The sequence below is a fragment of the Citrobacter sp. Cf116 genome (assembly GCF_030336505.1).
Classification (GTDB): domain Bacteria; phylum Pseudomonadota; class Gammaproteobacteria; order Enterobacterales; family Enterobacteriaceae; genus Citrobacter; species Citrobacter freundii.
This window is the reverse complement of sequence record NZ_JAOWEQ010000041.1, coordinates 94,127-117,871: the sequence shown is the minus strand read 5'-3', so window position 1 is coordinate 117,871 and position 23,745 is coordinate 94,127. Positions and strand designations below refer to the sequence as shown.

The 23,745-nt window shown below is 51.9% G+C and carries 18 protein-coding genes and 1 pseudogene; 9 read left to right on the top strand and 10 right to left on the bottom strand.

What is annotated here, in order from left to right; all coding sequences use genetic code 11:
- Positions 1-50 precede the first annotated feature (50 nt).
- Positions 51-2,756: a preprotein translocase subunit SecA gene (secA, locus tag OGV74_RS21500; RefSeq protein WP_003018746.1), complete on the top strand. Its 2,706-nt coding sequence runs from the start codon at positions 51-53 to the stop codon at positions 2,754-2,756.
- A gap of 56 nt (positions 2,757-2,812) precedes the next feature.
- Positions 2,813-3,202: an 8-oxo-dGTP diphosphatase MutT gene (mutT, locus tag OGV74_RS21495; RefSeq protein WP_071696636.1), complete on the top strand. Its 390-nt coding sequence runs from the start codon at positions 2,813-2,815 to the stop codon at positions 3,200-3,202.
- Between the two features lie 88 nt (positions 3,203-3,290).
- Here the strand turns inward: mutT and yacG are convergent, their stop codons facing one another.
- From yacG to coaE, 3 genes are read right to left on the bottom strand one after another with little or no spacing between them, the layout of a single operon-like run.
- Positions 3,291-3,485, bottom strand: a complete 195-nt coding sequence (gene yacG / locus OGV74_RS21490; protein ID WP_003018740.1) for a DNA gyrase inhibitor YacG — start codon at positions 3,483-3,485, stop codon at positions 3,291-3,293.
- A gap of 9 nt (positions 3,486-3,494) precedes the next feature.
- Entirely contained in the window at positions 3,495-4,238 is a 744-nt protein-coding gene (gene zapD, locus OGV74_RS21485) for a cell division protein ZapD (protein WP_003837445.1), read from the bottom strand.
- Complete coding sequence (coaE, locus tag OGV74_RS21480) at positions 4,238-4,858, bottom strand: dephospho-CoA kinase (RefSeq protein WP_048219707.1); 621 nt, start codon at positions 4,856-4,858, stop codon at positions 4,238-4,240. Before coaE ends, zapD begins: the two co-directional genes overlap by 1 nt.
- 225 nt (positions 4,859-5,083) lie before the next feature.
- Between coaE and OGV74_RS21475 the strand changes: the two genes are divergently transcribed.
- Positions 5,084-6,127 carry a GMP reductase gene (locus OGV74_RS21475; RefSeq protein WP_003829510.1) on the top strand — a complete coding sequence of 348 codons (1,044 nt, stop codon included), beginning with the start codon at positions 5,084-5,086 and terminating at the stop codon, positions 6,125-6,127.
- A 56-nt stretch (positions 6,128-6,183) separates the two neighbouring features.
- On the opposite strand, the gene hofC is transcribed toward OGV74_RS21475, so the two are convergent.
- The 4 genes and pseudogenes from hofC to nadC all read right to left on the bottom strand — a co-directional run bounded on the left by hofC (position 6,184) and on the right by nadC (position 10,342).
- Complete coding sequence (gene hofC / locus OGV74_RS21470; protein WP_003845748.1) at positions 6,184-7,386, bottom strand: protein transport protein HofC; 1,203 nt, start codon at positions 7,384-7,386, stop codon at positions 6,184-6,186.
- Positions 7,376-8,758 (bottom strand): annotated as a pseudogene (gspE, locus tag OGV74_RS21465) (type II secretion system protein GspE). Before gspE ends, hofC begins: the two are co-directional and overlap by 11 nt.
- A gap of 9 nt (positions 8,759-8,767) precedes the next feature.
- The gene (gene ppdD, locus OGV74_RS21460) at positions 8,768-9,205 is read right to left on the bottom strand and encodes a prepilin peptidase-dependent pilin (protein ID WP_061548357.1); all 438 of its coding nucleotides are present in this window, start codon (positions 9,203-9,205) and stop codon (positions 8,768-8,770) included.
- Between the two features lie 243 nt (positions 9,206-9,448).
- Positions 9,449-10,342, bottom strand: coding sequence for a carboxylating nicotinate-nucleotide diphosphorylase (nadC, locus tag OGV74_RS21455; RefSeq protein ID WP_032948531.1), 894 nt, complete (start codon positions 10,340-10,342; stop codon positions 9,449-9,451).
- Positions 10,343-10,429: 87 nt separating this feature from the next.
- Between nadC and ampD the strand changes: the two genes are divergently transcribed.
- Complete coding sequence (gene ampD / locus OGV74_RS21450) at positions 10,430-10,993, top strand: 1,6-anhydro-N-acetylmuramyl-L-alanine amidase AmpD (protein ID WP_003018719.1); 564 nt, start codon at positions 10,430-10,432, stop codon at positions 10,991-10,993.
- Positions 10,990-11,844 carry a beta-lactamase regulator AmpE gene (ampE, locus tag OGV74_RS21445; protein ID WP_016149558.1) on the top strand — a complete coding sequence of 285 codons (855 nt, stop codon included), beginning with the start codon at positions 10,990-10,992 and terminating at the stop codon, positions 11,842-11,844. The genes ampD and ampE overlap by 4 nt, the downstream gene beginning before the upstream one ends.
- Before the next feature lie 92 nt (positions 11,845-11,936).
- On the opposite strand, the gene OGV74_RS21440 is transcribed toward ampE, so the two are convergent.
- From OGV74_RS21440 to aroP, 3 genes are all read right to left on the bottom strand, one after another.
- Entirely contained in the window at positions 11,937-12,887 is a 951-nt protein-coding gene (locus tag OGV74_RS21440) for a glycoside hydrolase family 43 protein (RefSeq protein WP_016149559.1), read from the bottom strand.
- The gene (locus OGV74_RS21435; protein WP_003018705.1) at positions 12,887-14,293 is read right to left on the bottom strand and encodes a glycoside-pentoside-hexuronide (GPH):cation symporter; all 1,407 of its coding nucleotides are present in this window, start codon (positions 14,291-14,293) and stop codon (positions 12,887-12,889) included. The genes OGV74_RS21440 and OGV74_RS21435 overlap by 1 nt, the downstream gene beginning before the upstream one ends.
- A gap of 157 nt (positions 14,294-14,450) precedes the next feature.
- Positions 14,451-15,824 carry an aromatic amino acid transporter AroP gene (aroP, locus tag OGV74_RS21430; RefSeq protein ID WP_086504917.1) on the bottom strand — a complete coding sequence of 458 codons (1,374 nt, stop codon included), beginning with the start codon at positions 15,822-15,824 and terminating at the stop codon, positions 14,451-14,453.
- Positions 15,825-16,388: 564 nt separating this feature from the next.
- On the opposite strand from aroP, the gene pdhR reads away from it, so the two are divergent.
- From pdhR to lpdA, 4 genes are all read left to right on the top strand, one after another.
- On the top strand, positions 16,389-17,153 hold the full coding sequence (gene pdhR, locus OGV74_RS21425; protein WP_003018699.1) for a pyruvate dehydrogenase complex transcriptional repressor PdhR: 765 nt from the start codon (positions 16,389-16,391) through the stop codon (positions 17,151-17,153).
- A 163-nt stretch (positions 17,154-17,316) separates the two neighbouring features.
- Positions 17,317-19,980 carry a pyruvate dehydrogenase (acetyl-transferring), homodimeric type gene (gene aceE / locus OGV74_RS21420; protein WP_003837462.1) on the top strand — a complete coding sequence of 888 codons (2,664 nt, stop codon included), beginning with the start codon at positions 17,317-17,319 and terminating at the stop codon, positions 19,978-19,980.
- A gap of 14 nt (positions 19,981-19,994) precedes the next feature.
- Positions 19,995-21,884 (top strand): pyruvate dehydrogenase complex dihydrolipoyllysine-residue acetyltransferase, encoded by a 1,890-nt coding sequence (aceF, locus tag OGV74_RS21415; RefSeq protein ID WP_086504918.1) that lies wholly within the window; start codon positions 19,995-19,997, stop codon positions 21,882-21,884.
- A 175-nt stretch (positions 21,885-22,059) separates the two neighbouring features.
- The gene (gene lpdA / locus OGV74_RS21410; RefSeq protein WP_003018686.1) at positions 22,060-23,484 is read left to right on the top strand and encodes a dihydrolipoyl dehydrogenase; all 1,425 of its coding nucleotides are present in this window, start codon (positions 22,060-22,062) and stop codon (positions 23,482-23,484) included.
- Positions 23,485-23,745: the final 261 nt, after the last annotated feature.

Genomic DNA, 23,745 nt, shown 5'->3' with positions numbered 1-23,745 from the left:
TCCAACTTATAATTTTTGACTCCGCATCGCGGGGCGTTTGAGATTTTATTATGCTAATCAAATTATTAACCAAAGTATTCGGTAGCCGTAACGAGCGTACGCTGCGTCGTATGCGTAAAGTGGTCAATGTCATCAACGCAATGGAACCGGAGATGGAAAAACTCTCCGATGATGAACTGAAAGCAAAGACCGCTGAATTCCGCGCCCGTCTGGAAAAAGGTGCCAGCGTTGAGAGCCTGATCCCGGAAGCGTTCGCAGTGGTGCGTGAAGCGAGTAAACGCGTGTTCGGTATGCGCCACTTCGATGTTCAGCTGCTGGGCGGTATGGTGCTTAACGATCGCTGCATCGCGGAAATGCGTACTGGTGAAGGTAAAACCCTGACCGCGACGCTGCCAGCCTACCTGAACGCATTAAGCGGGAAGGGCGTACACGTGGTTACCGTGAACGACTACCTGGCTCAGCGTGATGCCGAAAATAACCGCCCGCTGTTTGAATTCCTCGGCATGACCGTTGGTATCAACATGTCTGGCCTGCCAGCGCCAGCCAAGCGTGAAGCCTACAACGCCGATATTACTTACGGTACCAACAATGAATACGGCTTTGACTACCTGCGCGACAACATGGCGTTTAGTCCGGAAGAGCGTGTTCAACGTAAACTGCACTATGCGCTGGTCGATGAAGTTGACTCCATCCTGATCGATGAAGCGCGTACGCCGCTGATCATTTCCGGCCCGGCTGAAGACAGCTCGGAAATGTATAAAAAAGTGAACAAAATCATCCCACACTTGATCCGTCAGGAGAAGGAAGATTCCGACACGTTCCAGGGGGAAGGCCACTTCTCTGTTGATGAGAAAGCGCGCCAGGTTAACCTGACCGAACGTGGTCTGGTACTGATTGAAGAGTTGTTGGTTAACGAAGGCATTATGGATGAGGGCGAGTCTCTGTACTCTCCAGGCAACATTATGCTGATGCACCACGTGACTGCCGCACTGCGTGCGCACGTGCTGTTTACCCGCGATGTTGACTACATCGTGAAAGACGGCGAAGTTATCATCGTTGATGAACACACCGGCCGTACCATGCAGGGGCGTCGCTGGTCTGATGGTCTGCACCAGGCAGTTGAAGCTAAAGAAGGCGTAGAGATCCAGAACGAGAACCAGACGCTGGCATCTATTACCTTCCAGAACTACTTCCGTTTGTACGAAAAACTGGCCGGTATGACCGGTACAGCAGATACCGAAGCCTTTGAATTTAGCTCCATCTACAAGCTGGATACCGTAGTTGTACCAACTAACCGTCCGATGATCCGTAAGGATTTACCGGATCTGGTGTACATGACCGAAGCGGAAAAAATTCAGGCGATCATTGAAGATATTAAAGAGCGTACCGCAAATGGCCAGCCGGTGCTGGTGGGTACTATCTCCATTGAAAAATCTGAAGTGGTCTCTAACGAGCTGACCAAGGCAGGCATCAAACATAACGTTCTGAACGCCAAGTTCCATGCCAGCGAAGCGGATATCGTCGCACAGGCGGGTTACCCGTCTGCCGTGACAATCGCTACTAACATGGCGGGTCGTGGTACCGATATCGTGCTGGGCGGTAGCTGGCAGGCAGAAGTTGCCGAGCTGGAAAACCCAACTCCGGAACAAATCGCGCAGATCAAAGCCGAGTGGCAGGTTCGCCATGACGCGGTATTAGCTGCTGGTGGTTTGCATATTATCGGTACTGAGCGTCACGAATCTCGTCGTATCGATAACCAGCTGCGTGGTCGTTCGGGTCGTCAGGGGGATGCGGGTTCTTCTCGTTTCTATTTGTCGATGGAAGATGCGCTGATGCGTATTTTTGCCTCTGACCGCGTGTCCGGCATGATGCGTAAACTGGGTATGAAGCCTGGTGAAGCCATTGAACACCCATGGGTGACCAAAGCAATTGCTAACGCGCAGCGTAAAGTGGAAAGCCGCAACTTCGATATTCGTAAGCAGTTGCTGGAATATGATGATGTTGCCAACGACCAGCGTCGTGCTATCTACACCCAGCGTAACGAACTGCTGGACGTAACTGACGTTAGCGAAACCATTAACAGCATTCGCGAAGACGTCTTCAAAGCGACGATTGATGCCTATATTCCGCCGCAGTCTCTGGAAGAAATGTGGGATATTCCGGGTCTGCAGGAGCGCCTGAAAAACGACTTCGATCTGGATATGCCGATTTCAGAGTGGCTGGATAAAGAACCTGAGCTGCACGAAGAAACGCTGCGCGAACGTATTCTGGCAAACGCAGTAGAAGTTTATCAGCGCAAAGAAGAAGTTGTGGGCGCGGAGATGATGCGTCACTTCGAAAAAGGCGTGATGCTGCAAACGCTCGACTCTTTGTGGAAAGAGCACCTGGCGGCGATGGATTACCTGCGTCAGGGTATCCACCTGCGTGGTTACGCGCAAAAAGATCCGAAGCAGGAATACAAGCGTGAATCCTTCTCTATGTTTGCATCAATGCTGGAATCACTGAAGTACGAAGTGATCAGCACTCTGAGCAAAGTTCAGGTGCGTATGCCTGAAGAAGTAGAAGCGATGGAGCAGCAGCGTCGCGAAGAAGCTGAGCGTTTAGCGCAGATGCAGCAGTTGAGCCATAAAGGTGATGATTCTGCTGCGGCAGAAGAGCTGGCGGCACAAACCGGCGATCGTAAAGTGGGTCGTAACGATCCGTGTCCTTGCGGTTCCGGCAAGAAATACAAACAGTGTCATGGCCGTCTGAGCTAAGAAAATAACTTATTGAAAAGGCGCAGACTTCTGCGCCTTTTTTATGGACGATGAAAATGAAAATATTGCAGATCGCCGTCGGGATTATTCGTAATCAGCACAATGAAATTTTTATCACCCAGCGTGCGGCTGATGCCCACATGGCCAATAAGCTGGAGTTCCCCGGCGGGAAAATTGAAGCGGGCGAAACGCCGGAGCAGGCGCTGATTCGCGAGCTACAGGAAGAAGTAGGTATTACGCCGACTGAAAGCTCGTTGTTCGAAAAGTTGGAGTATCAGTTTCCGGACAGGCATATCACTCTGTGGTTCTGGCTGGTTGAAAGCTGGGAAGGCGAGCCGTGGGGAAAAGAGGGGCAACCGGCGCAGTGGATTGCGCAATATGCTCTGAATGCGGAAGATTTCCCGCCGGCGAATGCACCGGTCATTGAAAAGCTGATTACTGGATAATGGTCTTCGTAGGCCGGATAAGGCAACACCGCCATCCGGCAAATTATGGCGGGGGTGCTACGCTTGCCCGCCCTACGTATTAGCAGAATTACTTCTGCTCCTCACTCCAGTCGTCGCTTTCCGACAGATCGCCTGAGCTTGGGATGCGTTTCTCTTCTGCAGCCCACTCTCCCAGATCGATTAACTGGCAGCGCTTGCTGCAGAATGGGCGAAACGGACTGACTTCAGCCCATACTACAGGCTTGCCACAGGTTGGGCAGTTGACGATGGTTTGTTCAGACATGTTGACTCCTTAACAGCACGCCAGTTCAAAATCGAGGCGCTCAGGCACCTGACCATTCTCGCTATCCAGCGGCATAAAGCGGATGGCAAAACGGCTCTTATGACCAGAAATTTGCGGATAAAGCTGCGAATCAAGCGGCAGTTGCAAGCGCAGCAGATCTGCATCTTCGCCGTTGTCCTGATAAAAACCATTCAGGCTGGTTTGCTTACGAAACGGCGCTGAGTTGCGAATTAAATCCAGCACCAGCGACAGCGCTTGATTGAGCGGATTCAGGCTGGCAAGCCAGGTTTCAACTTGCGCGTCACGATACGATTGCGCCAGGTGTAACCAGATATGCAGAGTCGGCAGATCGAAACTGCAGCACCCGCCTGGAATACTTAAACGCTGACGTACGAGACCAATCAGACGATCTTCGCGCAGCGTCTGTCCAATACGCGGGGCAGAAATCAGAATGCTGCCTGCACTTTTTAACTGCTGGCGCAAAGAGTCGATTCTGCTTTGATCGACGCCGGGAACTTCGACCCAGGCCTGGAGTTTTCGCTGCTGTCGCTCCAGTTCTTTGAGGAGTTCGGTACGGACTTCGCCGCGTTCAAATACATCCAGTAAATCTCCGATATTGCGGAAAAAATGCAGAGCGCCGGCATGGTCAGCAATGGGCAAATTAACGGAGAGCTGTTGGATTAAAAACTCAATGCGCAGCCATGTACGCATCTTCTCATTGAGAGGGTGTTCAAAAAGGACCTGGGTGTGCATTACGGTTTTTCCTGTGAGACAAACTGCGACGCGCATTGCAAATAGAGCGCGTGCAGGCGGGCGACATCCGAGGCGATGGCTTCCGGTGCGCCATTATTATCAATAACATCGTCTGCCACGGCCAGCCGCGCTTCACGCGTTGCCTGGGCAGCAAGAATTTGTTCAACATGCTCACGTGTGACGTCATCACGCTGCATGGTGCGTCTGAGCTGGGTTTCGGGCGTGACATCCACCACGAGTACGCGGTCGGCTTTTTTATACAGCGAATTTTCCACCAGCAAAGGGACAACCCATAACAGGTAAGGTGAGGTCGATTGCTGAAACTGGCGCTGCGTTTCCTGCTGAATAAGCGGATGGAGCAGGGCATTCAGCCAGCTTTTCTCCTCTGGGGCGGAAAAAATGCGTTCGCGTAAAATGCGCCGCTGCAACGATCCGTCTGCGGCGATAACCTCGGAACCAAAATGTTCTTCGATCGCCTTAAGAGCAAGTGTGCCGGGTTCAACCACCTGGCGCGCAATAATATCTGCATCAATGATGTTTATTCCGAGGTCAGCGAACGCATTTGCAACGGTGCTTTTACCACTGCCAATGCCGCCGGTTAAGGCTACCGTATACCTCATAGATGCCGATCCTGGAGTTTAAGTTTGATTATCAAACAGTTAAAAGTTAAGCGTGCGAAGGCGAGGCTGTTGCAGGATTAACCTACTATTCGCCAGGTAAATTTATGGGATTGTAGCGTAAAAAAAGAGAATTTCGCAGTCTTGCGCGGCATTGATTAGTGCGTATGATAGCGTCACTGGAGTTGTGAGTTTCGATTTTTCGCCATTAACCCCAGGAATCCGCACATGCGTATCGAAGAAGATCTGAAGTTAGGTTTCAAAGACGTTCTTATCCGCCCTAAGCGTTCTACTCTCAAAAGCCGTTCCGATGTTGAGCTGGAACGTCAATTTACCTTTAAGCATTCAGGTCAGACCTGGTCCGGCGTACCTATTATTGCCGCGAACATGGACACTGTCGGGACGTTTGCCATGGCAACGGCGCTGGCATCCTTCGACATCCTGACCGCTGTGCACAAACACTATTCTGTTGAAGACTGGGCCGCCTTCATCGCAGAGAGCTCTGCCGATGTACTCAAACACGTAATGGTTTCAACTGGCACGTCTGACGCAGACTTCGAAAAAACCAAACAGATTTTGGCGCTCAACCCAGCGCTGAATTTTATCTGCATTGATGTGGCAAATGGCTACTCAGAGCATTTTGTTCAGTTTGTGTCGAAAGCGCGTGAAGCATGGCCGACAAAAACGATTTGTGCGGGCAATGTGGTCACCGGTGAAATGTGTGAAGAGCTGGTGCTCTCCGGTGCTGATATTGTCAAAGTAGGTATTGGCCCAGGTTCTGTATGCACCACGCGTGTAAAAACCGGCGTTGGCTATCCACAGCTTTCTGCGGTTATTGAATGTGCGGATGCAGCCCACGGTCTGGGCGGCATGATTGTCAGCGACGGCGGCTGCACAATGCCGGGTGACGTTGCAAAAGCGTTTGGCGGCGGCGCAGACTTCGTTATGCTCGGCGGTATGTTGGCCGGTCACGAAGAAAGCGGCGGCAAAATTGTTGAAGAAAACGGTGAGAAATTCATGCTGTTCTACGGTATGAGCTCAGAATCTGCCATGACGCGTCACGTTGGTGGTGTTGCACAGTACCGCGCTGCAGAAGGTAAAACCGTCAAGCTGCCACTGCGCGGCCCGGTTGATAATACCGCTCGCGATATTCTCGGCGGTTTGCGTTCTGCTTGCACCTATGTAGGCGCATCCCGTCTGAAAGAGCTGACCAAACGTACAACGTTTATTCGTGTACAGGAACAAGAGAACCGCGTATTCAATAGCCTGTAAAACAGGTCGTTCTGTGAAATGCCGGATGGCGTTACGTCGCCATCCGGCATTTGAATTTATCCCACTCCGCTCATCGCATCTCCCAAATGGAAAATCGGTAAATACATCGCGACAACCAGCGTACCGATGATAAGCCCCGTGATGACCAGCAACGCAGGCTCAAGTAATGCAGCCAAATTCTCAGCTTGAGCCAGGGTTTTCTCACCATGGTGATGCGCGAGATTGCGCAGCATTGCATCCAGCGAGCCGGAAGCTTCACCAGTTCGGACCAGCTGTATGCACAATGGGCTAAATTCACCGCTATTTTTAAGCGCTAACCAGACCGGCTTTCCGGCGCTAATGTCGTGCTGAACCAGCGCTAAACGCTGCGACCAGAAAGGGTTAGCCAGCGTTTCGGTAACGCTCTCAAGACCCTGCAAAAAGGGAATGCCCGCATTTTGCGTTAACGCCAGAACGGTGAAGATCTGCGTGAGCTTTTGCCCTCTCACCATCGGCCCTATGACCGGGAGGCTGAGCAGCAATTTCTGGCGCAGAACGAGCCAGTACGGTTTCTGATTTATCAAATGATGTGCCGCAACCGCTACCAGGCCAAGTGCTACCGCCAGCCATCCCCATTGGCTGCTATAGTGTGCGATGGTAATAATCCACTGAGTGAGGGCCGGTAGCGGGGTGTTGAATGTCTGGTAGATGGCGGCAAACTCAGGGAGTACAAACTGCAACATCGCAAATACGACCAACACCGCCATTGTGATGATGATAAGCGGATAACGCAGGGCTTTTTTAACTTTATCAGCAAGTTGCTGTTGTTTCTTTTGCTGGTAGGCGAGTTCAAAACAGCAGTCGTCCAGCTTACCCGTAAGCTCTCCGGTGCGGATCATTGCCTGGTAAAGGGGCGGAAAAACGTGTTGCCATTGTGATAGCGAGGTGGAGAGGGTAATGCCCTGTTCCATATCGTAAGCCAGCGTACGCAGTAGCGCCTGCCATTGACTGCTGGGATGCTGTTCAGCAAGCAGAGCTAGCCCTGCTGAGAGCGTTAACCCTGCTTTTAGCAATGTCGCCAACTGGTGTATGGTTTCGGCACTTCTTGTACGGCTCCAGTGCGAGGTTTTGACACGCATACGCTTAATGCGTAGCGGCGTAATCTGTTGTTTCTCAAGAGCCAGCATTAATGACGGTCGGGTATCGGCCCATAGTGTACCTTCCAGCGATTTACCTTTGTTGTTAATGCCTTGCCAGCGCCAAAGCTGTTTAGCGGACATGAGGCATGCCCAGTACACGAATCAGCTCTTCAAATGTCGTTAATCCTTGCTCGACGGCCTGACAGCCATTCTCGAAAAGCGTTCTCCCTGATAGCTGAGCATCAGGTTCCACTCCGTCTACGGGGGCGTCACTGGCAATACTCTGACGTAATGCCGGAGTAACAGGGAGTACTTCAAACAATGCCGTACGGCCATAAAATCCGTGATAACAATGTTTGCAGCCAGGGGCCTGCCAATTCGGTAGTGGTGTAGGCCAGACAGCTTTCGGGAGTGTGATAGGCGTACTCTGACGTTGTCGGCAATGGGGGCACAACTTTCTGACCAATCGCTGTGCAATGACGAGCGTCAGCGCGGAGGCGATCATCCAGCGTGCAACCCCCATTTGTTGCAGACGCACCAGCGTTTCACTGGTGGAATTGGTATGCAGCGTAGAAAGAACCAGATGACCGGTTTGTGCGGCTTTAAGGGCTATTTCTGCTGTTTCACCATCGCGGATTTCACCCACCATGATAATGTCGGGATCCTGGCGCAACAGAGCACGTAAGACTCCCTGAAAAGTCAAACCGGCGCGTGGGTGAATTTGCGTCTGGTTGATGCCTGTGATCGGGATCTCTACCGGATCTTCCACGCTACAGAGATTAACATCTGGCGTGTTTCGGGTTTGCAGCGCACTGTACAGTGTGACCGTTTTACCGCTTCCGGTAGGCCCGGTAACCAGAATCAGCCCCTGAGGCTGCTGTAAGGCTTGCGAAAATGCGGCCAGCTGCGCGTCATGCATTCCCAGTGCGGCGATCTCCAGTGACTGCTCGACCTAATGAAGTAGCCTCAACACGACTTTTTCGCCGTAGCGACAGGGCAGGGTGGCGATGCGAAACGAGATAGGTTCTCCTGAAATCTCAACGGTAAATTGTCCGTCTTGTGGAAGCCGATGCTCGGCAATATCCAGACTGCCTAATACTTTTAACCTCGCGGTGATGGCAATGCCCATCTCGGTCGTGACTTCCGGTAAAGCGTGGAGTACTCCATCCACACGTAATCTGATCCGATAGTGATTTTCCGCTGGCTCAAAATGAATATCAGAAGCCCGTTTCTCCAGAGCGGAATGAAACGTCTGATTCAGCAAGTCTGCTGCGCTGGCGCTGCTTTTTGTGACTACTGCAGGGAGCATTTTCTGCGGTGTATGCGTGTGGCCTTCCATTTGCTGACGTGTCCAGCAGACAATGTCGATGCGCCGGGTGGTGGCAAAATGCAGTGCATCCAGCAGTTCGTGTGATGGGGCGTCTACGACGGCGATATGCACCACTTCATTGTCTGCATCCAGTAATATTCCCTGATAACGTTGGCATAGCGCTGTAAGCTGGGTGGTATTCATCTCTGTTCCTTAGTGGGTATTGAAGCGGAAAACATCTTCACAGGCCTGCTGCAATGCGCTGTCGTTCTGGATGATGCAGTTACGGTTCCAACCGGTAATGCCGTTGGCATTGTCCCAAGCCGGCGTCATGGTGATGCTTAACCCGTTCAGGCTTTCCTGCCCACTAAGGCTGACAACGCCTTTTTCAATGCTCATGGCTGAGACGTAACGGGTAGTTGTTGGCGTGGGAATACCATTCGTTCCGGCATCGCAGGTATCTGTTCCTCCATGCTCCAGTGCACAGAGCTCAACCGCTGTGCGATAGGGGACAAAGGTTTGCAGCATGTCTGTCAGCGCGGCCTTGCGCAGATAGTTTTGATATGCCGGAATACCGATGGCGCTAAGAATGGCAATAATGCCAATCACCACCATGAGTTCGATAAGCGTAAAGCCTCGTTGCTTGTTCATTGTTCACTCCTTGAGTTTGCTGGCGCTACTTTGGCAAACCGACGGGAGGACGGCGAGAGACAAAAAACAGAATGGGAAGGCGGATTCCGAGGACTTTTACGAAATTACAGAATCAGACAATGTATTTGCTAAGAGGCTCGCAGAAACTGCCGGATGGCGGCGTAAATGCCGTATCCGGCTTACAGAATAAACCTGTGTTGGATGCCCGATAAGCGAAGCACCATCGGGCAATACAATCAGCAATTAGCGAAAACGCATGGAGAGATCGAGTGCGCGAACATGTTTGGTCAGCGCGCCAACAGATATGAAATCCACGCCGGTTTCGGCAAATTCGCGCAGCGTTTCATGGGTGACATTGCCCGAGACTTCCAGACGCGCCTGGCCGTTTGTGCGTTTTACCGCTTCGCGCATTTGGTCGGTTTCGAAGTTATCGAGCATGATGATGTCGGCTCCGGCTTTCAGCGCGTCGTCCAGCTCATTCAGGCTTTCTACTTCGACTTCAACCGGCACATCTGGGTGCAACCAGAATGCTTTTTCTACGGCCTGACGTACCGAGCCGGAAGCAATAATGTGGTTTTCTTTAATCAGGAAAGCGTCGGACAGCCCCAAACGATGATTCGCACCGCCGCCGCACAATACGGCGTATTTTAGCGCGGTACGCAGCCCTGGCAGGGTTTTACGCGTATCCAGCAGTTGGGTCTTGGTCCCCGCTAACAGGTCGACGTATTTACGCACCTCGCTTGCTACACCTGAAAGCGTCTGCACAAAATTAAGCGCGGTACGTTCACCGGTCAGTAACACGCGGGAAGGGCCGTCCAGTTCAAACAGTGGCTGATTAGCCTTAATGCTGTCGCCATCTTCGACATGCCAGGTGATGTTTACATCATCGCCAGCCAGTTGAATAAAGACCTCTTCCACCCAACGTTTCCCACAAAAAACGCCATCTTCGCGGGTAATTACGGTAGCGTGGGAGCGCATGTCTTCGGGTAAAAGCTGTGCGGTGATATCGTTATTGGCATCAACTTCTCCGCCTAAATCTTCACGCAGCGCCTGAGCGACAGCGGCAGGGATATCGAGATTTATGCGTTCCAACAGCGCGTCACGTCGGTAGTCAGGGTTATAGCGGCGAGGCGGCATGATAAAACTCCAAATTGCTAACGAATCATAAGGTGGAAACATGCTACCCTGAACCTGATATGAGCACCACCAATAAGGAGATTCTGCATGTTGTTAGACGAGGGCTGGCTGGCAGAGGCGCGACGCGTTCCCTCTCCGCATTACGATTGCCGCCCGGATGACGAAAACCCTTCTCTGCTGGTGGTGCATAATATCAGCCTGCCGCCCGGCGAGTTTGGCGGCCCGTGGATAGACGCGCTGTTCACTGGCACGATTGATCCCAACGCCCATCCTTATTTTGCCGGAATCGCCCATTTGCGCGTTTCGGCCCATTGTTTAATTCGCCGTGATGGTGAAATCGTGCAGTATGTCCCCTTTGATAAACGCGCCTGGCATGCCGGCGTCTCGAGCTATCAGGGCCGTGAACGCTGTAATGATTTCTCAATTGGTATTGAGCTGGAAGGGACGGATACGCTGGCCTATACCGACGCGCAGTACCAGCAACTAGCAGCCGTGACCAATGCCCTGATTACGCGTTATCCGGCTATTGCTAACAATATGACAGGACATTGCAATATTGCGCCCGAGCGTAAGACCGATCCCGGGCCCTCATTTGACTGGGCAAGGTTTCGCGCCCTGGTCACCCCCTCGTCGCACAAGGAGATGACATGACGCTGTTTACAACATTACTGGTGTTGATTGTTGAACGCCTGTTTAAGCTGGGTGAGCACTGGCAGCTTGATCACCGGGTTGAAGCTTTTTTCCGCCGGATTAAGCATTTCTCGATGATGCGTACGGTAGGCATGACTCTTATTGCGATGGGAGTGACGTTTCTGCTACTGCGCGCACTTCATGGGCTGCTGTTTAACGTTCCGTTGCTGGTGGCGTGGATCTTAATTGGCTTGCTGTGCATCGGCGCAGGCAAGGCACGCCTTCACTATCACGCTTACCTGAACGCGGCTGCTCGCGATGATGCTCACGCTCGTGAGGCGATGGCCAGCGAGCTGACGCTTATCCATGGTGTTCCGCCGGACTGTGATGAGCGTGAGTTCCTGCGTGAACTGCAGAACGCGCTGTTATGGAACAACTTTCGCTTTTACCTGGCGCCGTTATTCTGGCTGATTGTCGGTGGCCCGTGGGGACCTGTGACGCTGGTTGGTTATGCCTTTTTACGTGCCTGGCAGTCCTGGCTGGCGCGTTACCAGACACCGCACCAGCGTCTGCAATCGGGTATTGATGCGATCCTGCATGTGCTGGACTGGATCCCGGTGCGTCTGGCGGGCGTGGTCTATTCGCTGCTGGGACACGGCGAGAAGGCGTTGCCAGCCTGGTTTGCGTCGCTTGCTGATCTGCACACGTCGCAATATCAGGTGCTTACGCGTCTGGCGCAGTTCTCGCTGGCGCGCGAACCTCATACCGATAAAGTCGAAACGCCAAAAGCGGCTGTTTCGATGGCGAAGAAGACCTCGTTTGTGGTGGTGGTGATTATTGCGTTGCTGACCATTTATGGGGCATTAGTATAGCGTTGTGCCGGATGGCGCTAACGCTTATCCGGCCTACAATTGAAAAACGTGTAGGCCCGGTAAGCGTTAGCGCCACCGGGCAGTGCAACGGTTTAGTTCGTATCAGCAGGCGGGATGCCAAAATCTGGCATGCCGTTTTCGTCCCAACGCACGAGCTTCAGACGAGTGTGGCGGTTTGGGTCGTACAGCGGATCGCCCTCGATTTCGGTGTAATTTCTCGCGTGATACACCAGCACATCTTCACCTTCTGGCGTTTGCGTAAAGCTGTTGTGTCCTGGCCCAAACTGGCGGTTTTCATAGCTGGTGGTAAAGACCGGGCGCGGTGATTTGTGCCAGTTCTGCGGGTTGAGCGGATCTGCGTCTAAGTCAATCCACAATAATCCCATACAGTAGTTCTCATCAGTAGCGCTGGCGGAATAGCTGATAAACAACTTGTCGCCGTGAACCATGACGGCAGGACCTTCGTTGACCCAAAAACCCCGGCATTCCCAGTCATATTCAGGATGGCTTAGCATGACCGGCTCGCCTTTAATCGTCCATGGATTTTCCAGTTCTGCGAGATAGATATTGGAGTTTCCGGCGATATCGGGCGATTTCTGCGCCCATAGATACCACTGTTTTCCCTGATGGTTAAAGGTGGTGGCATCGAGCGCAAAGGTATCAAACTGCGTTTTAATCTGACCTTTCTCCGTCCACTTTCCGGTCAGCGGATCGGCGTCGGCACATTCGAGCGCAAACATGCGATGCTGGAACATCCCCAGCTTGTCGAGCGACTGTGTGTGGGTGGCGGCAAAATAGATGTACCACTTGCCTGCCAGATGATGGATTTCGGGCGCCCAGATGAGTTGGCTCATGGGGCCGCTTTCTGGCTTGCGCCAGATGATAACCGGGGCGGCGGTGCGCAACCCTTCCAGCGAGTCGGCCCGGCGTATCTCCAGCCGGTCATATTCAGGTACTGAAGCAATGAAATAGTAGTGGCTACCGTCACGTAAGATAAACGGATCGGCACGCTGTTCAATAAAGGGATTTGGCCACTGATTCATTAGGCTTTCCTTACGGTTTCAGTCGTTTTTATATCGTGGTATTCATTCAGTTCACGGTAGTTGGCGCGGCGCTTTTCTAAATCTGTCTGGATTTGCTGCATAAACTCGCGGTCAACTTTCAGCAGACGAACCACGCCTGCAGTAATCAGGTAGCCTGCGCCAGGTATGATGGTAAACAGCAGCATAATACCGTTAATGGCGGAGTCGCTTTGCGCTTTCGCCCCAGCGTCGTAGCCGTACCAGGAGAGCAGGAAGCCGACCATCGCTCCGGCAATCGCCAGACCCAGTTTCAGGAAGAACAGGTTACCGGAGAAGCTGATTCCGGTGATACGTTTACCGGTTTTCCACTCGCCATAGTCATCGACATCCGCCATCAGCGACCAGTGCAGCGGGGATGGGATCTGATGCAGGATGTTGAGCAGGAAGTAGAGCACCATAATCATCATGGTGGCTTTCGGATCGAAGAAGTAAAACGCGGCGGAGAAAATCGCCAGGATGATATTGGTCCAGAAGAACACTTTCAGTTTGCACCAGCGATCGGTTAACACCTTCGCCAACATGCTGCCGATCATCATGCCTACAACGCCAAGGCTGATAAACAACGTCGCAAATTGTGTACTCTGCTGCATAACCCAGGTCACGTAGTACATGGTGGCAGCCATGCGAATAAAACCCGGACAGACGTTGCACAGGGTTAACAGCAGAATTTTTACCCACTGATCGTTCTTCCACACATCTTTTAGATCGGCTTTTAAATCGTCATTGGTCGGGACGGCAGGACGGACACGCTCACGGACGGTTGCAAAGCAGAACAGGAACATACACATGCCGATGAAGGCCAGTACCGCCATCGCCATTTGATACCCTTTGGCTTTGTCTTCCCCGCCGAACCAGTCGGCCATGGGGAGCAGGGTGAGTGACAGCAGCAGAGTTGCAATGCCTACCAATACAAAGCGATATGACTGGCAGGCGACGCGTTCTTGCGGATCGTTGGTGATGACGCTGCCGAGAGAGCAATAGGGGATATTGATCGCCGTATAGGTGATAGAGAGCAGGAAGTAAGTGACAAAAGCATAGATAACTTTGCTGTTATATGTCCATTCTGGGGTGGTAAACATCAGTACGCTGAATAATGCGTACGGGAAAGCCATCCACAAAAGCCATGGACGAAATCGACCATATTTGCTGCGCGTACGGTCGGCCATTGCGCCCATAATGGGATCAGTAACGGCATCAATAACGCGTACTGAGAGCAGTAATACGCCGACCAGAGCAGGCGCCAGACCAAAAATGTCTGTGTAAAAATAGTTAACAAACAACATGATGGCGCCAAAGATGATGTTGCATCCGGCGTCGCCCATTCCATAGCCAATCTTTTCTTTCACCGTGAGCTTACTGGTTTCCATCAACTGCACTCCATGAATGAAATATGGAGAGAATTATTGTCTGGTACCGGTGTTTTTGCGTTGCAGGATAACGCCGCTGATATGGACTAAACAGTCGTGAGTGGGAAAGTGTGAGGCAGGTAACAACCCCCACCTGGCGCAGGTGGGGGAGGAAAAATTAATGTGCTTTAACCGTGCCGGCCGTTTTCTGTTTGAACAGGTAACCAATGCCAAGAATAGCAATCCATACCGGGATTAAGTACACCGAGATCGCCATGCCCGGCGTCATCAGCATAATCACCAGTACTGCAGCCATGAAAATCAGGCACACCCAGTTACCCAGCGGATAGAGCAGCGCCGGGAAGCGGGTGGTAACACCCTGCTGCTGTTTGGCTTTGCGGAACTTCATGTGCGCAAGGCTAATCATTGCCCAGTTGATCACCAGTGCGGAAACTACCAGCGCCATCAACAGGCCAAAGGCAGATTCTGGCGCCAGGTAGTTGATCAGCACGCACAGAGCCGTCACCAGTGCGGAAACCAGAATGGTGTTCACCGGCACGCCGCGTTTGTCGACGTTCATCAGCGCTTTCGGCGCATTGCCCTGCTGTGCCAGACCGAACAGCATACGGCTGTTGCAGTACACACAGCTGTTATAGACAGAAAGGGCAGCAGTCAGCACCACGATGTTCAGGGCATTAGCAACAAACGTGTCGCCCAGTTCGTGGAAAATAAGGACAAACGGGCTGGTATCAGCCGTAACGCGCGTCCACGGCATCAGGGAAAGCAGAACCGCCAGCGAACCCACATAGAAAATCAGGATACGGTAGATAACCTGGTTGGTTGCTTTGGGAATGCTTTGCTCCGGGTTATCCGCTTCTGCTGCGGTGATCCCAACCAGCTCCAGTCCACCGAAAGAGAACATGATAATCGCCATCATCATCACCAGACCGTTGAAGCCATGCGGCAGGAAGCCCCCCTGGTTCCACAGATTGCTGACGCTGGCCTGCGGCCCGCCGTTGCCGCTGAACAGCAGCCAGCCGCCGAAGATGATCATCGCGACGACAGCAATGACTTTAATAATGGCGAACCAGAACTCCATCTCACCAAACACTTTCACGTTGGTCAGGTTAATGGCGTTGATAATCACGAAGAAGGCTGCAGCAGAGGCCCAGGTTGGGATCTCCGGGTACCAGAACTGGATATATTTACCGACTGCAGTCAGCTCAGCCATGGCAACCAGCACGTACAGTACCCAGTAGTTCCAGCCAGAGGCGAAACCCGCGAAACTGCCCCAGTATTTATAAGCAAAGTGGCTAAAGGAGCCTGCTACCGGCTCTTCAACCACCATTTCACCTAACTGACGCATAATCAAAAAGGCGATAAAGCCGGCAATAGCGTAACCCAGAATAATCCCCGGTCCTGCAGACTGGATAACGGATGCGCTACCGAGGAATAACCCGGTACCAATCGCGCCACCCAGTGCGATTAGCTGTATATGGCGGTTCTTAAGACCGCGCTTGAGCTGATCGCCATGCTGTTGACTTTCCATCATGAAACCTCGTGTGTGGTTTTACTCTTCATATTTCGAGTACTTATTTTTTGAACTACGCAGCAATGCGTGTGTAAGTTTGCAATTCCGTTTGTTGTATTAATTTGTTTACAGATGCTTTTAATGAAATGTTGCCTTAATGCTTTTGTCTTGATCAGAATAATGATATGTGAGCGCGAATGCACCTGCTTTATGCGGGGGAGATGACGAGTTGAATAAAAAGAAACCATTTGTAAATGCGAGTTTATCTACCACAAAATTTCTATTTTGAATTTCTATTCATTAATAGTGATTTAAGTATCGATAAATAAGCAGGTGAATCGGTTCAGATGAGATAATTTTTCGTTTCAATTCCGTTAAAACTACCTCGAGGTGGGTAAATTTAACATTTGTGCATAGTTACATGTTTGAAACGTTATTTCTGTAATGTTGTTAAAATATGCCTCCTTTACTGATTTCAATCAAAACCTGTATGGACAGAAGGTGAATACTTTGTTACTTTAGCGTCAAGAACATGAAATTGGTAAGACCAATTGACTCCGGGCAAATGGCTTAAGACAGGAAATCATGGCCTACAGCAAAATCCGCCAACCAAAACTCTCCGATGTGATTGAGCAGCAGCTGGAGTTTTTAATTCTTGAGGGGACACTTCGCCCCGGAGAAAAACTCCCACCGGAACGCGAGCTGGCAAAACAGTTCGACGTCTCCCGCCCCTCCTTACGCGAGGCGATCCAACGCCTTGAAGCGAAGGGGTTACTGCTTCGTCGTCAGGGCGGTGGCACTTTTGTTCAGAGCAGCCTGTGGCAGAGCTTTAGCGACCCACTGGTAGAGCTGCTCTCCGACCATCCTGAATCCCAGTTTGACCTGCTTGAGACGCGCCATGCGCTGGAAGGTATTGCAGCTTATTACGCTGCACTGCGCAGCACGGATGAAGACAAAACGCGTATCCGTGAACTCCACCATGCGATCGAGCTTGCTCAACAGTCCGGCGATCTTGACGGTGAATCTGATGCAGTACTCCAGTATCAAATTGCTGTCACCGAAGCGGCACATAATGTGGTGCTGCTCCATTTGCTAAGGTGTATGGAGCCGATGCTGGCCCAGAACGTTCGGCAAAACTTCGAATTGCTGTATGCGCGTCGTGAAATGCTGCCACTGGTTAGCAGTCACCGTACCCGTATTTTTGAAGCAATTATTGCCGGGAAGCCGGAAGAGGCGCGTGAAGCGTCCCACCGTCACTTGGCGTTTATCGAAGAGATTCTGCTGGACAGAAGCCGTGAGGAAAGCCGTCGTGAACGCGCCTTACGCCGTCTGGAGCAACGAAAGAATTAGTGATTTTTCTGGCAGAACGTTAACCAGAAGATGTTGTAAATCAAGCGCCATATAAAGTGCGCGGCAACTAAACGCAGAACCTGTCTTATTACGCTCTCTGGCGAGAACGTAATGGGACAGGTTCCAGATAACTCAACGTATTAGATAGATAAGGAATACCCCCATGTCAGAACGTTTCCCAAATGACGTGGATCCGATCGAAACTCGCGACTGGCTACAGGCGATCGAATCGGTCATCCGTGAAGAAGGTGTTGAGCGTGCTCAGTATCTGATCGACCAACTGCTTTCAGAAGCCCGCAAAGGCGGCGTGAAAGTAGCGGCAGGTGCAGGGGCCAGCAATTATGTAAACACTATTGCCGTTGAAGATGAACCGGAATACCCGGGCAATCTGGAGCTGGAACGTCGTATTCGTTCTGCTATCCGTTGGAACGCCATCATGACCGTACTGCGCGCGTCTAAAAAGGACCTCGAGCTGGGTGGCCACATGGCATCCTTCCAGTCCTCCGCAACGGTATATGATGTTTGCTTCAACCACTTCTTCCGTGCACGCAACGAGCAAGATGGCGGCGATCTGGTGTACTTCCAGGGTCACATCTCTCCGGGCATCTACGCACGCGCATTCCTGGAAGGTCGTCTGACTGAAGAGCAGATGAACAACTTCCGTCAGGAAGTACATGGCAAAGGCCTGTCTTCCTACCCGCACCCGAAACTGATGCCAGAATTCTGGCAGTTCCCGACCGTATCTATGGGTCTGGGCCCAATCGGTGCTATCTACCAGGCTAAATTCCTGAAATATCTGGAACACCGTGGTCTGAAAGATACCTCTAAACAAACCGTTTACGCCTTCCTGGGCGACGGCGAGATGGATGAGCCAGAATCAAAAGGTGCGATCACCATCGCGACCCGTGAAAAACTGGACAACCTGGTCTTTGTTATCAACTGTAACCTGCAGCGTCTTGACGGCCCGGTAACCGGTAACGGCAAGATTGTTAACGAACTGGAAGGCATCTTCGCGGGCGCTGGCTGGAACGTTATCAAAGTCATGTGGGGCGGTCGTTGGGATGAGCTGCTGCGTAAAGACACCAGCGGTAAACTGATCCAGCTGATGAACGAAACCGTTGACGGCGACTACCAGACCTTCAAATCCAAAGATGGCGCATATGTACGTGAGCACTTCTTCGGTAAATACCCGGAAACCGCAGCACTGGTTGCTGACTGGACTGATGAGCAGATTTGGTCTCTGAACCGCGGTGGTCACGATCCGAAGAAAGTTTACGCTGCACTGAAAAAAGCGCAGGAAACCAAAGGCAAAGCAACTGTAATCCTGGCCCATACCATCAAAGGTTACGGCATGGGTGACACCGCTGAAGGTAAAAACATCGCTCACCAGGTTAAGAAAATGAACATGGACGGCGTGCGTTATATCCGCGACCGTTTCAACGTTCCTGTGACCGATGAGCAGGTTGAAAACCTGTCTTACATCACCTTCCCGGAAGGTTCTGAAGAGCACACTTATCTGCACGCTCAGCGTCAGAAACTGCATGGCTACCTGCCAGCTCGTCAGCCGAACTTCACTGAGAAGCTGGAACTGCCGGCTCTGGAAGACTTCGGTGCGCTGCTGGAAGAGCAGAACAAAGAAATCTCCACCACTATCGCTTTCGTTCGTGCCCTGAACGTGATGCTGAAGAACAAGTCGATCAAAGATCGTCTGGTTCCGATCATCGCTGACGAAGCACGTACTTTCGGTATGGAAGGTCTGTTCCGTCAGATCGGTATCTACAGCCCGAACGGTCAGCAGTACACCCCGCAGGACCGTGAGCAGGTTGCTTACTATAAAGAAGACGAGAAAGGTCAGATCCTGCAGGAAGGTATCAACGAACTGGGTGCTGGCGCATCTTGGCTGGCTGCTGCGACCTCTTACAGCACCAACGATCTGCCGATGATTCCGTTCTACATCTACTACTCCATGTTCGGGTTCCAGCGTATCGGTGACCTGTGCTGGCAGGCAGGCGACCAACAGGCTCGTGGCTTCCTGATTGGTGGTACTTCCGGTCGTACGACGCTGAACGGTGAAGGTCTGCAGCACGAAGATGGTCACAGCCATATTCAGTCTCTGACTATCCCGAACTGTATCTCTTACGATCCGTCTTACGCGTACGAAGTTGCGGTCATCATGCACGATGGTCTGGAGCGTATGTACGGTGAGAAACAAGAGAACGTTTACTACTACATCACCACGCTGAACGAAAACTACCACATGCCGGCAATGCCAGCAGGTGCCGAGGAAGGTATCCGTAAAGGTATCTACAAACTCGAAACCCTCGAAGGTAAGAAAGGTAAAGTTCAGCTGCTGGGCTCCGGTTCTATCCTGCGTCACGTCCGTGAAGCAGCACAGATCCTGGCGAACGACTACGGTGTAGGTTCTGACGTTTACAGCGTAACCTCCTTCACTGAACTGGCGCGTGATGGCCAGGATTGTGAGCGCTGGAACATGCTGCACCCGATGGAAACTCCGCGCGTTCCGTACATCGCTCAGGTGATGAACGACGCTCCGGCAGTAGCATCTACTGACTATATGAAACTGTTTGCCGAACAGGTTCGTACTTATGTACCGGCTGATGATTATCGCGTACTGGGTACCGACGGTTTCGGTCGCTCTGACAGCCGTGAAAACCTGCGTCACCACTTCGAAGTTGATGCTTCCTACGTGGTTGTAGCGGCCCTGGGCGAACTGGCTAAACGTGGCGAAATCGATAAGAAAGTGGTTGCAGACGCAATCACCAAATTCAACATCGATGCAGATAAAGTTAACCCGCGTCTGGCGTAAGAGGTAAAAGAATAATGGCTATCGAAATCAATGTACCGGACATCGGGGCTGATGAAGTTGAAATCACCGAGATCCTGGTCAAAGTGGGCGACAAAGTTGAAGCTGAACAGTCGCTGATCACCGTAGAAGGCGACAAAGCCTCTATGGAAGTTCCGTCTCCTCAGGCTGGTATCGTTAAAGAGATCAAAGTCTCTGTTGGCGATAAAACTGAGACCGGCAAACTGATCATGATTTTCGATTCCGCCGACGGTGCAGCAGCAGCTGCACCTGCTCCGGCAGAAGAGAAGAAAGAAGCGGCTCCGGCAGCAGCACCTGCTGCTGCGGCGGCGAAAGACGTACACGTACCGGACATCGGCAGCGACGAAGTTGAAGTTACCGAGATCATGGTTAAAGTGGGCGACACCGTTGCGGCTGAACAGTCTCTGATCACCGTTGAAGGTGACAAAGCGTCAATGGAAGTTCCGGCACCGTTCGCGGGTACCGTTAAAGAGATCAAAATCAACACCGGCGACAAAGTGTCTACCGGTTCCCTGATTATGGTCTTCGAAGTAGCGGGCGCAGCGCCTGCTGCTGCACCGGCTCAGGCGGCTGCTCCAGCAGCAGCGGCGGCTCCGGCTGCTTCCGGCTCGAAAGAAGTTAACGTACCGGATATCGGCGGTGACGAAGTCGAAGTCACTGAAGTGATGGTTAAAGTGGGCGATAAAATTGCCGCTGAGCAATCACTGATCACCGTTGAAGGCGATAAAGCGTCAATGGAAGTTCCGGCACCGTTCGCGGGCACCGTGAAAGAAATCAAAATCAGCACCGGCGACAAAGTTAAAACCGGTTCTCTGATTATGGTCTTCGAAGTCGAAGGCGCAGCACCTGCAGCCGCTCCAGCACAAGCAGCTGCTCCGGCTCCGGCCGCAGCACCAGCGCCTGCGCAAGCCGCAGCTCCGGCCGCGAAAGCGGAAGGCAAATCTGAGTTTGCTGAAAACGACGCTTACGTTCATGCAACACCGCTGATTCGTCGCCTGGCGCGCGAATTCGGTGTGAACCTGGCGAAAGTGAAAGGTTCTGGCCGTAAAGGTCGTATCCTGCGTGAAGACGTTCAGGCTTACGTGAAAGACGCTATCAAGCGTGCTGAAGCGGCTCCGGCTGCAGCAGCAGGCGGCGGTATCCCGGGCATGCTGCCTTGGCCGAAAGTGGACTTCAGCAAGTTTGGTGAAATCGAAGAAGTGGAACTGGGCCGTATCCAGAAAATCTCTGGTGCTAACCTGAGCCGTAACTGGGTGATGATCCCGCACGTTACTCACTTCGATAAGACCGATATCACCGATCTGGAAGCGTTCCGTAAACAGCAGAACGCCGAAGCTGAAAAACGTAAACTGGACGTGAAATTCACCCCAGTAGTCTTCATCATGAAAGCCGTTGCCGCAGCTCTGGAACAGATGCCGCGCTTCAACAGCTCCCTGTCTGAAGACGGTCAGCGCCTGACCCTGAAGAAATACATCAACATCGGTGTAGCGGTTGATACTCCGAATGGTCTGGTTGTTCCGGTCTTCAAAGACGTGAACAAGAAGAGCATTACCGAGCTGTCTCGTGAACTGACCGTGATCTCCAAGAAAGCGCGTGATGGCAAGCTGACTGCTGGCGAAATGCAGGGCGGTTGCTTCACCATCTCCAGCATCGGTGGCCTGGGTACTACCCACTTCGCGCCGATTGTGAACGCGCCGGAAGTGGCTATCCTCGGTGTCTCCAAGTCCTCTATGGAGCCAGTGTGGAACGGTAAAGAGTTTATGCCGCGTCTGATGATGCCGATTTCGCTCTCCTTCGACCACCGTGTAATTGACGGTGCGGATGGTGCGCGCTTTATCACCATCATCAACAACATGCTGTCTGACATTCGCCGCCTGGTGATGTAAGCGAAAAAGCCGGCCCGACGGCCGGCTTTTTTCTGGTAATCTCATGAAGTCAGTGAGGTTATTGTGCGAAAGACAAATCGGTTGCCGTTTGTTGTTTCAAAATTGTTAACAATTTTGTAAAATACGGGCGGATAGAACGACCCGGTGGACGACGGGTATAAATTAAGAGGTCATGATGAGCACTGAAATCAAAACTCAGGTCGTGGTACTTGGGGCAGGCCCTGCAGGTTACTCTGCTGCCTTCCGTTGCGCAGATTTAGGTCTGGAGACCGTCATCGTAGAACGTTACAGCACCCTCGGTGGTGTTTGTCTGAACGTCGGCTGTATCCCTTCTAAAGCGTTGCTGCACGTAGCAAAAGTTATCGAAGAAGCCAAAGCGCTGGCTGAACACGGTATCGTTTTTGGCGAGCCGAAAACCGATATCGACAAGATTCGTACCTGGAAAGAAAAAGTTATCACTCAACTGACTGGCGGTCTGGCTGGTATGGCCAAAGGCCGTAAAGTGAAAGTGGTTAACGGTCTGGGTAAATTTACCGGGGCGAACACTCTGGAAGTTGAAGGCGAAAACGGCAAAACCGTAATCAACTTCGACAACGCGATCATCGCGGCGGGTTCCCGTCCGATCGAACTGCCGTTCATTCCGCACGAAGATCCGCGCGTGTGGGACTCCACTGACGCGCTGGAACTGAAAACTGTTCCTAAGCGCCTGCTGGTTATGGGCGGCGGTATTATCGGTCTGGAAATGGGTACCGTGTACCATGCACTGGGTTCAGAGATCGACGTGGTTGAAATGTTCGACCAGGTTATCCCAGCTGCCGACAAAGACGTGGTTAAAGTCTTCACCAAGCGCATCAGCAAGAAATTCAACCTGATGCTGGAAACCAAAGTGACCGCCGTTGAAGCGAAAGAAGACGGTATCTACGTTTCCATGGAAGGCAAAAAAGCCCCTGCCGAAGCTCAGCGTTACGATGCTGTGCTGGTAGCTATCGGTCGTGTACCGAACGGTAAAAACCTCGATGCGGGCAAAGCTGGCGTTGAAGTTGATGACCGTGGCTTCATCCGCGTTGACAAACAGCTGCGCACCAACGTGCCGCACATCTTTGCTATTGGCGATATCGTCGGTCAGCCGATGCTGGCGCACAAAGGTGTTCACGAAGGTCACGTTGCCGCTGAAGTTATCGCCGGTAAGAAACACTACTTCGATCCGAAAGTTATTCCATCCATCGCGTACACTGAACCAGAAGTTGCATGGGTTGGCCTGACTGAGAAAGAAGCGAAAGAAAAAGGCATCAGCTACGAAACCGCCACCTTCCCGTGGGCTGCTTCTGGCCGTGCTATCGCTTCTGACTGCGCAGACGGTATGACCAAACTGATTTTCGACAAAGAATCTCACCGTGTGATCGGTGGTGCGATTGTCGGTACCAACGGCGGCGAGCTGCTGGGTGAAATCGGTCTGGCGATCGAAATGGGCTGTGACGCTGAAGACATCGCGCTGACCATCCACGCTCACCCGACTCTGCACGAGTCCGTTGGTCTGGCAGCTGAAGTGTTCGAAGGTAGCATCACCGACCTGCCGAACCCGAAAGCGAAGAAAAAGTAATTTTTCCAAAATGATAAAAAGCGGCTGAATGGCCGCTTTTTTTATGTGTTTGTTACACAATAGTGTCAAAATCTGGCAAAAATTAAGGTAAATCACCGAATTGCCAGAAAATATTTTTTCCCGTACTGCACGATACGCCCGAACCGCATGAAATCGCCATTCCAAATCAACGTACTGTTTCACAAGAAATAAATCACCGTATCTTGTCATTAGATGAAATTAATAACCATCTAAACTAATAGCGTGATAACAAATTGAGAG

Bases quoted from the DNA above. Each gene is read 5' to 3' on its own strand.
- secA (WP_003018746.1), top strand. From the start codon at position 51: ATGCTAATCAAATTATTAACCAAAGTATTCGGTAGCCGTAACGAGCGT.
- mutT (WP_071696636.1), top strand. From the start codon at position 2,813: ATGAAAATATTGCAGATCGCCGTCGGGATTATTCGTAATCAGCACAAT.
- yacG (WP_003018740.1), bottom strand. From the start codon at position 3,485: ATGTCTGAACAAACCATCGTCAACTGCCCAACCTGTGGCAAGCCTGTA.
- zapD (WP_003837445.1), bottom strand. From the start codon at position 4,238: ATGCACACCCAGGTCCTTTTTGAACACCCTCTCAATGAGAAGATGCGT.
- coaE (WP_048219707.1), bottom strand. From the start codon at position 4,858: ATGAGGTATACGGTAGCCTTAACCGGCGGCATTGGCAGTGGTAAAAGC.
- OGV74_RS21475 (WP_003829510.1), top strand. From the start codon at position 5,084: ATGCGTATCGAAGAAGATCTGAAGTTAGGTTTCAAAGACGTTCTTATC.
- hofC (WP_003845748.1), bottom strand. From the start codon at position 7,386: ATGTCCGCTAAACAGCTTTGGCGCTGGCAAGGCATTAACAACAAAGGT.
- ppdD (WP_061548357.1), bottom strand. From the start codon at position 9,205: ATGAACAAGCAACGAGGCTTTACGCTTATCGAACTCATGGTGGTGATT.
- nadC (WP_032948531.1), bottom strand. From the start codon at position 10,342: ATGCCGCCTCGCCGCTATAACCCTGACTACCGACGTGACGCGCTGTTG.
- ampD (WP_003018719.1), top strand. From the start codon at position 10,430: ATGTTGTTAGACGAGGGCTGGCTGGCAGAGGCGCGACGCGTTCCCTCT.
- ampE (WP_016149558.1), top strand. From the start codon at position 10,990: ATGACGCTGTTTACAACATTACTGGTGTTGATTGTTGAACGCCTGTTT.
- OGV74_RS21440 (WP_016149559.1), bottom strand. From the start codon at position 12,887: ATGAATCAGTGGCCAAATCCCTTTATTGAACAGCGTGCCGATCCGTTT.
- OGV74_RS21435 (WP_003018705.1), bottom strand. From the start codon at position 14,293: ATGGAAACCAGTAAGCTCACGGTGAAAGAAAAGATTGGCTATGGAATG.
- aroP (WP_086504917.1), bottom strand. From the start codon at position 15,824: ATGATGGAAAGTCAACAGCATGGCGATCAGCTCAAGCGCGGTCTTAAG.
- pdhR (WP_003018699.1), top strand. From the start codon at position 16,389: ATGGCCTACAGCAAAATCCGCCAACCAAAACTCTCCGATGTGATTGAG.
- aceE (WP_003837462.1), top strand. From the start codon at position 17,317: ATGTCAGAACGTTTCCCAAATGACGTGGATCCGATCGAAACTCGCGAC.
- aceF (WP_086504918.1), top strand. From the start codon at position 19,995: ATGGCTATCGAAATCAATGTACCGGACATCGGGGCTGATGAAGTTGAA.
- lpdA (WP_003018686.1), top strand. From the start codon at position 22,060: ATGAGCACTGAAATCAAAACTCAGGTCGTGGTACTTGGGGCAGGCCCT.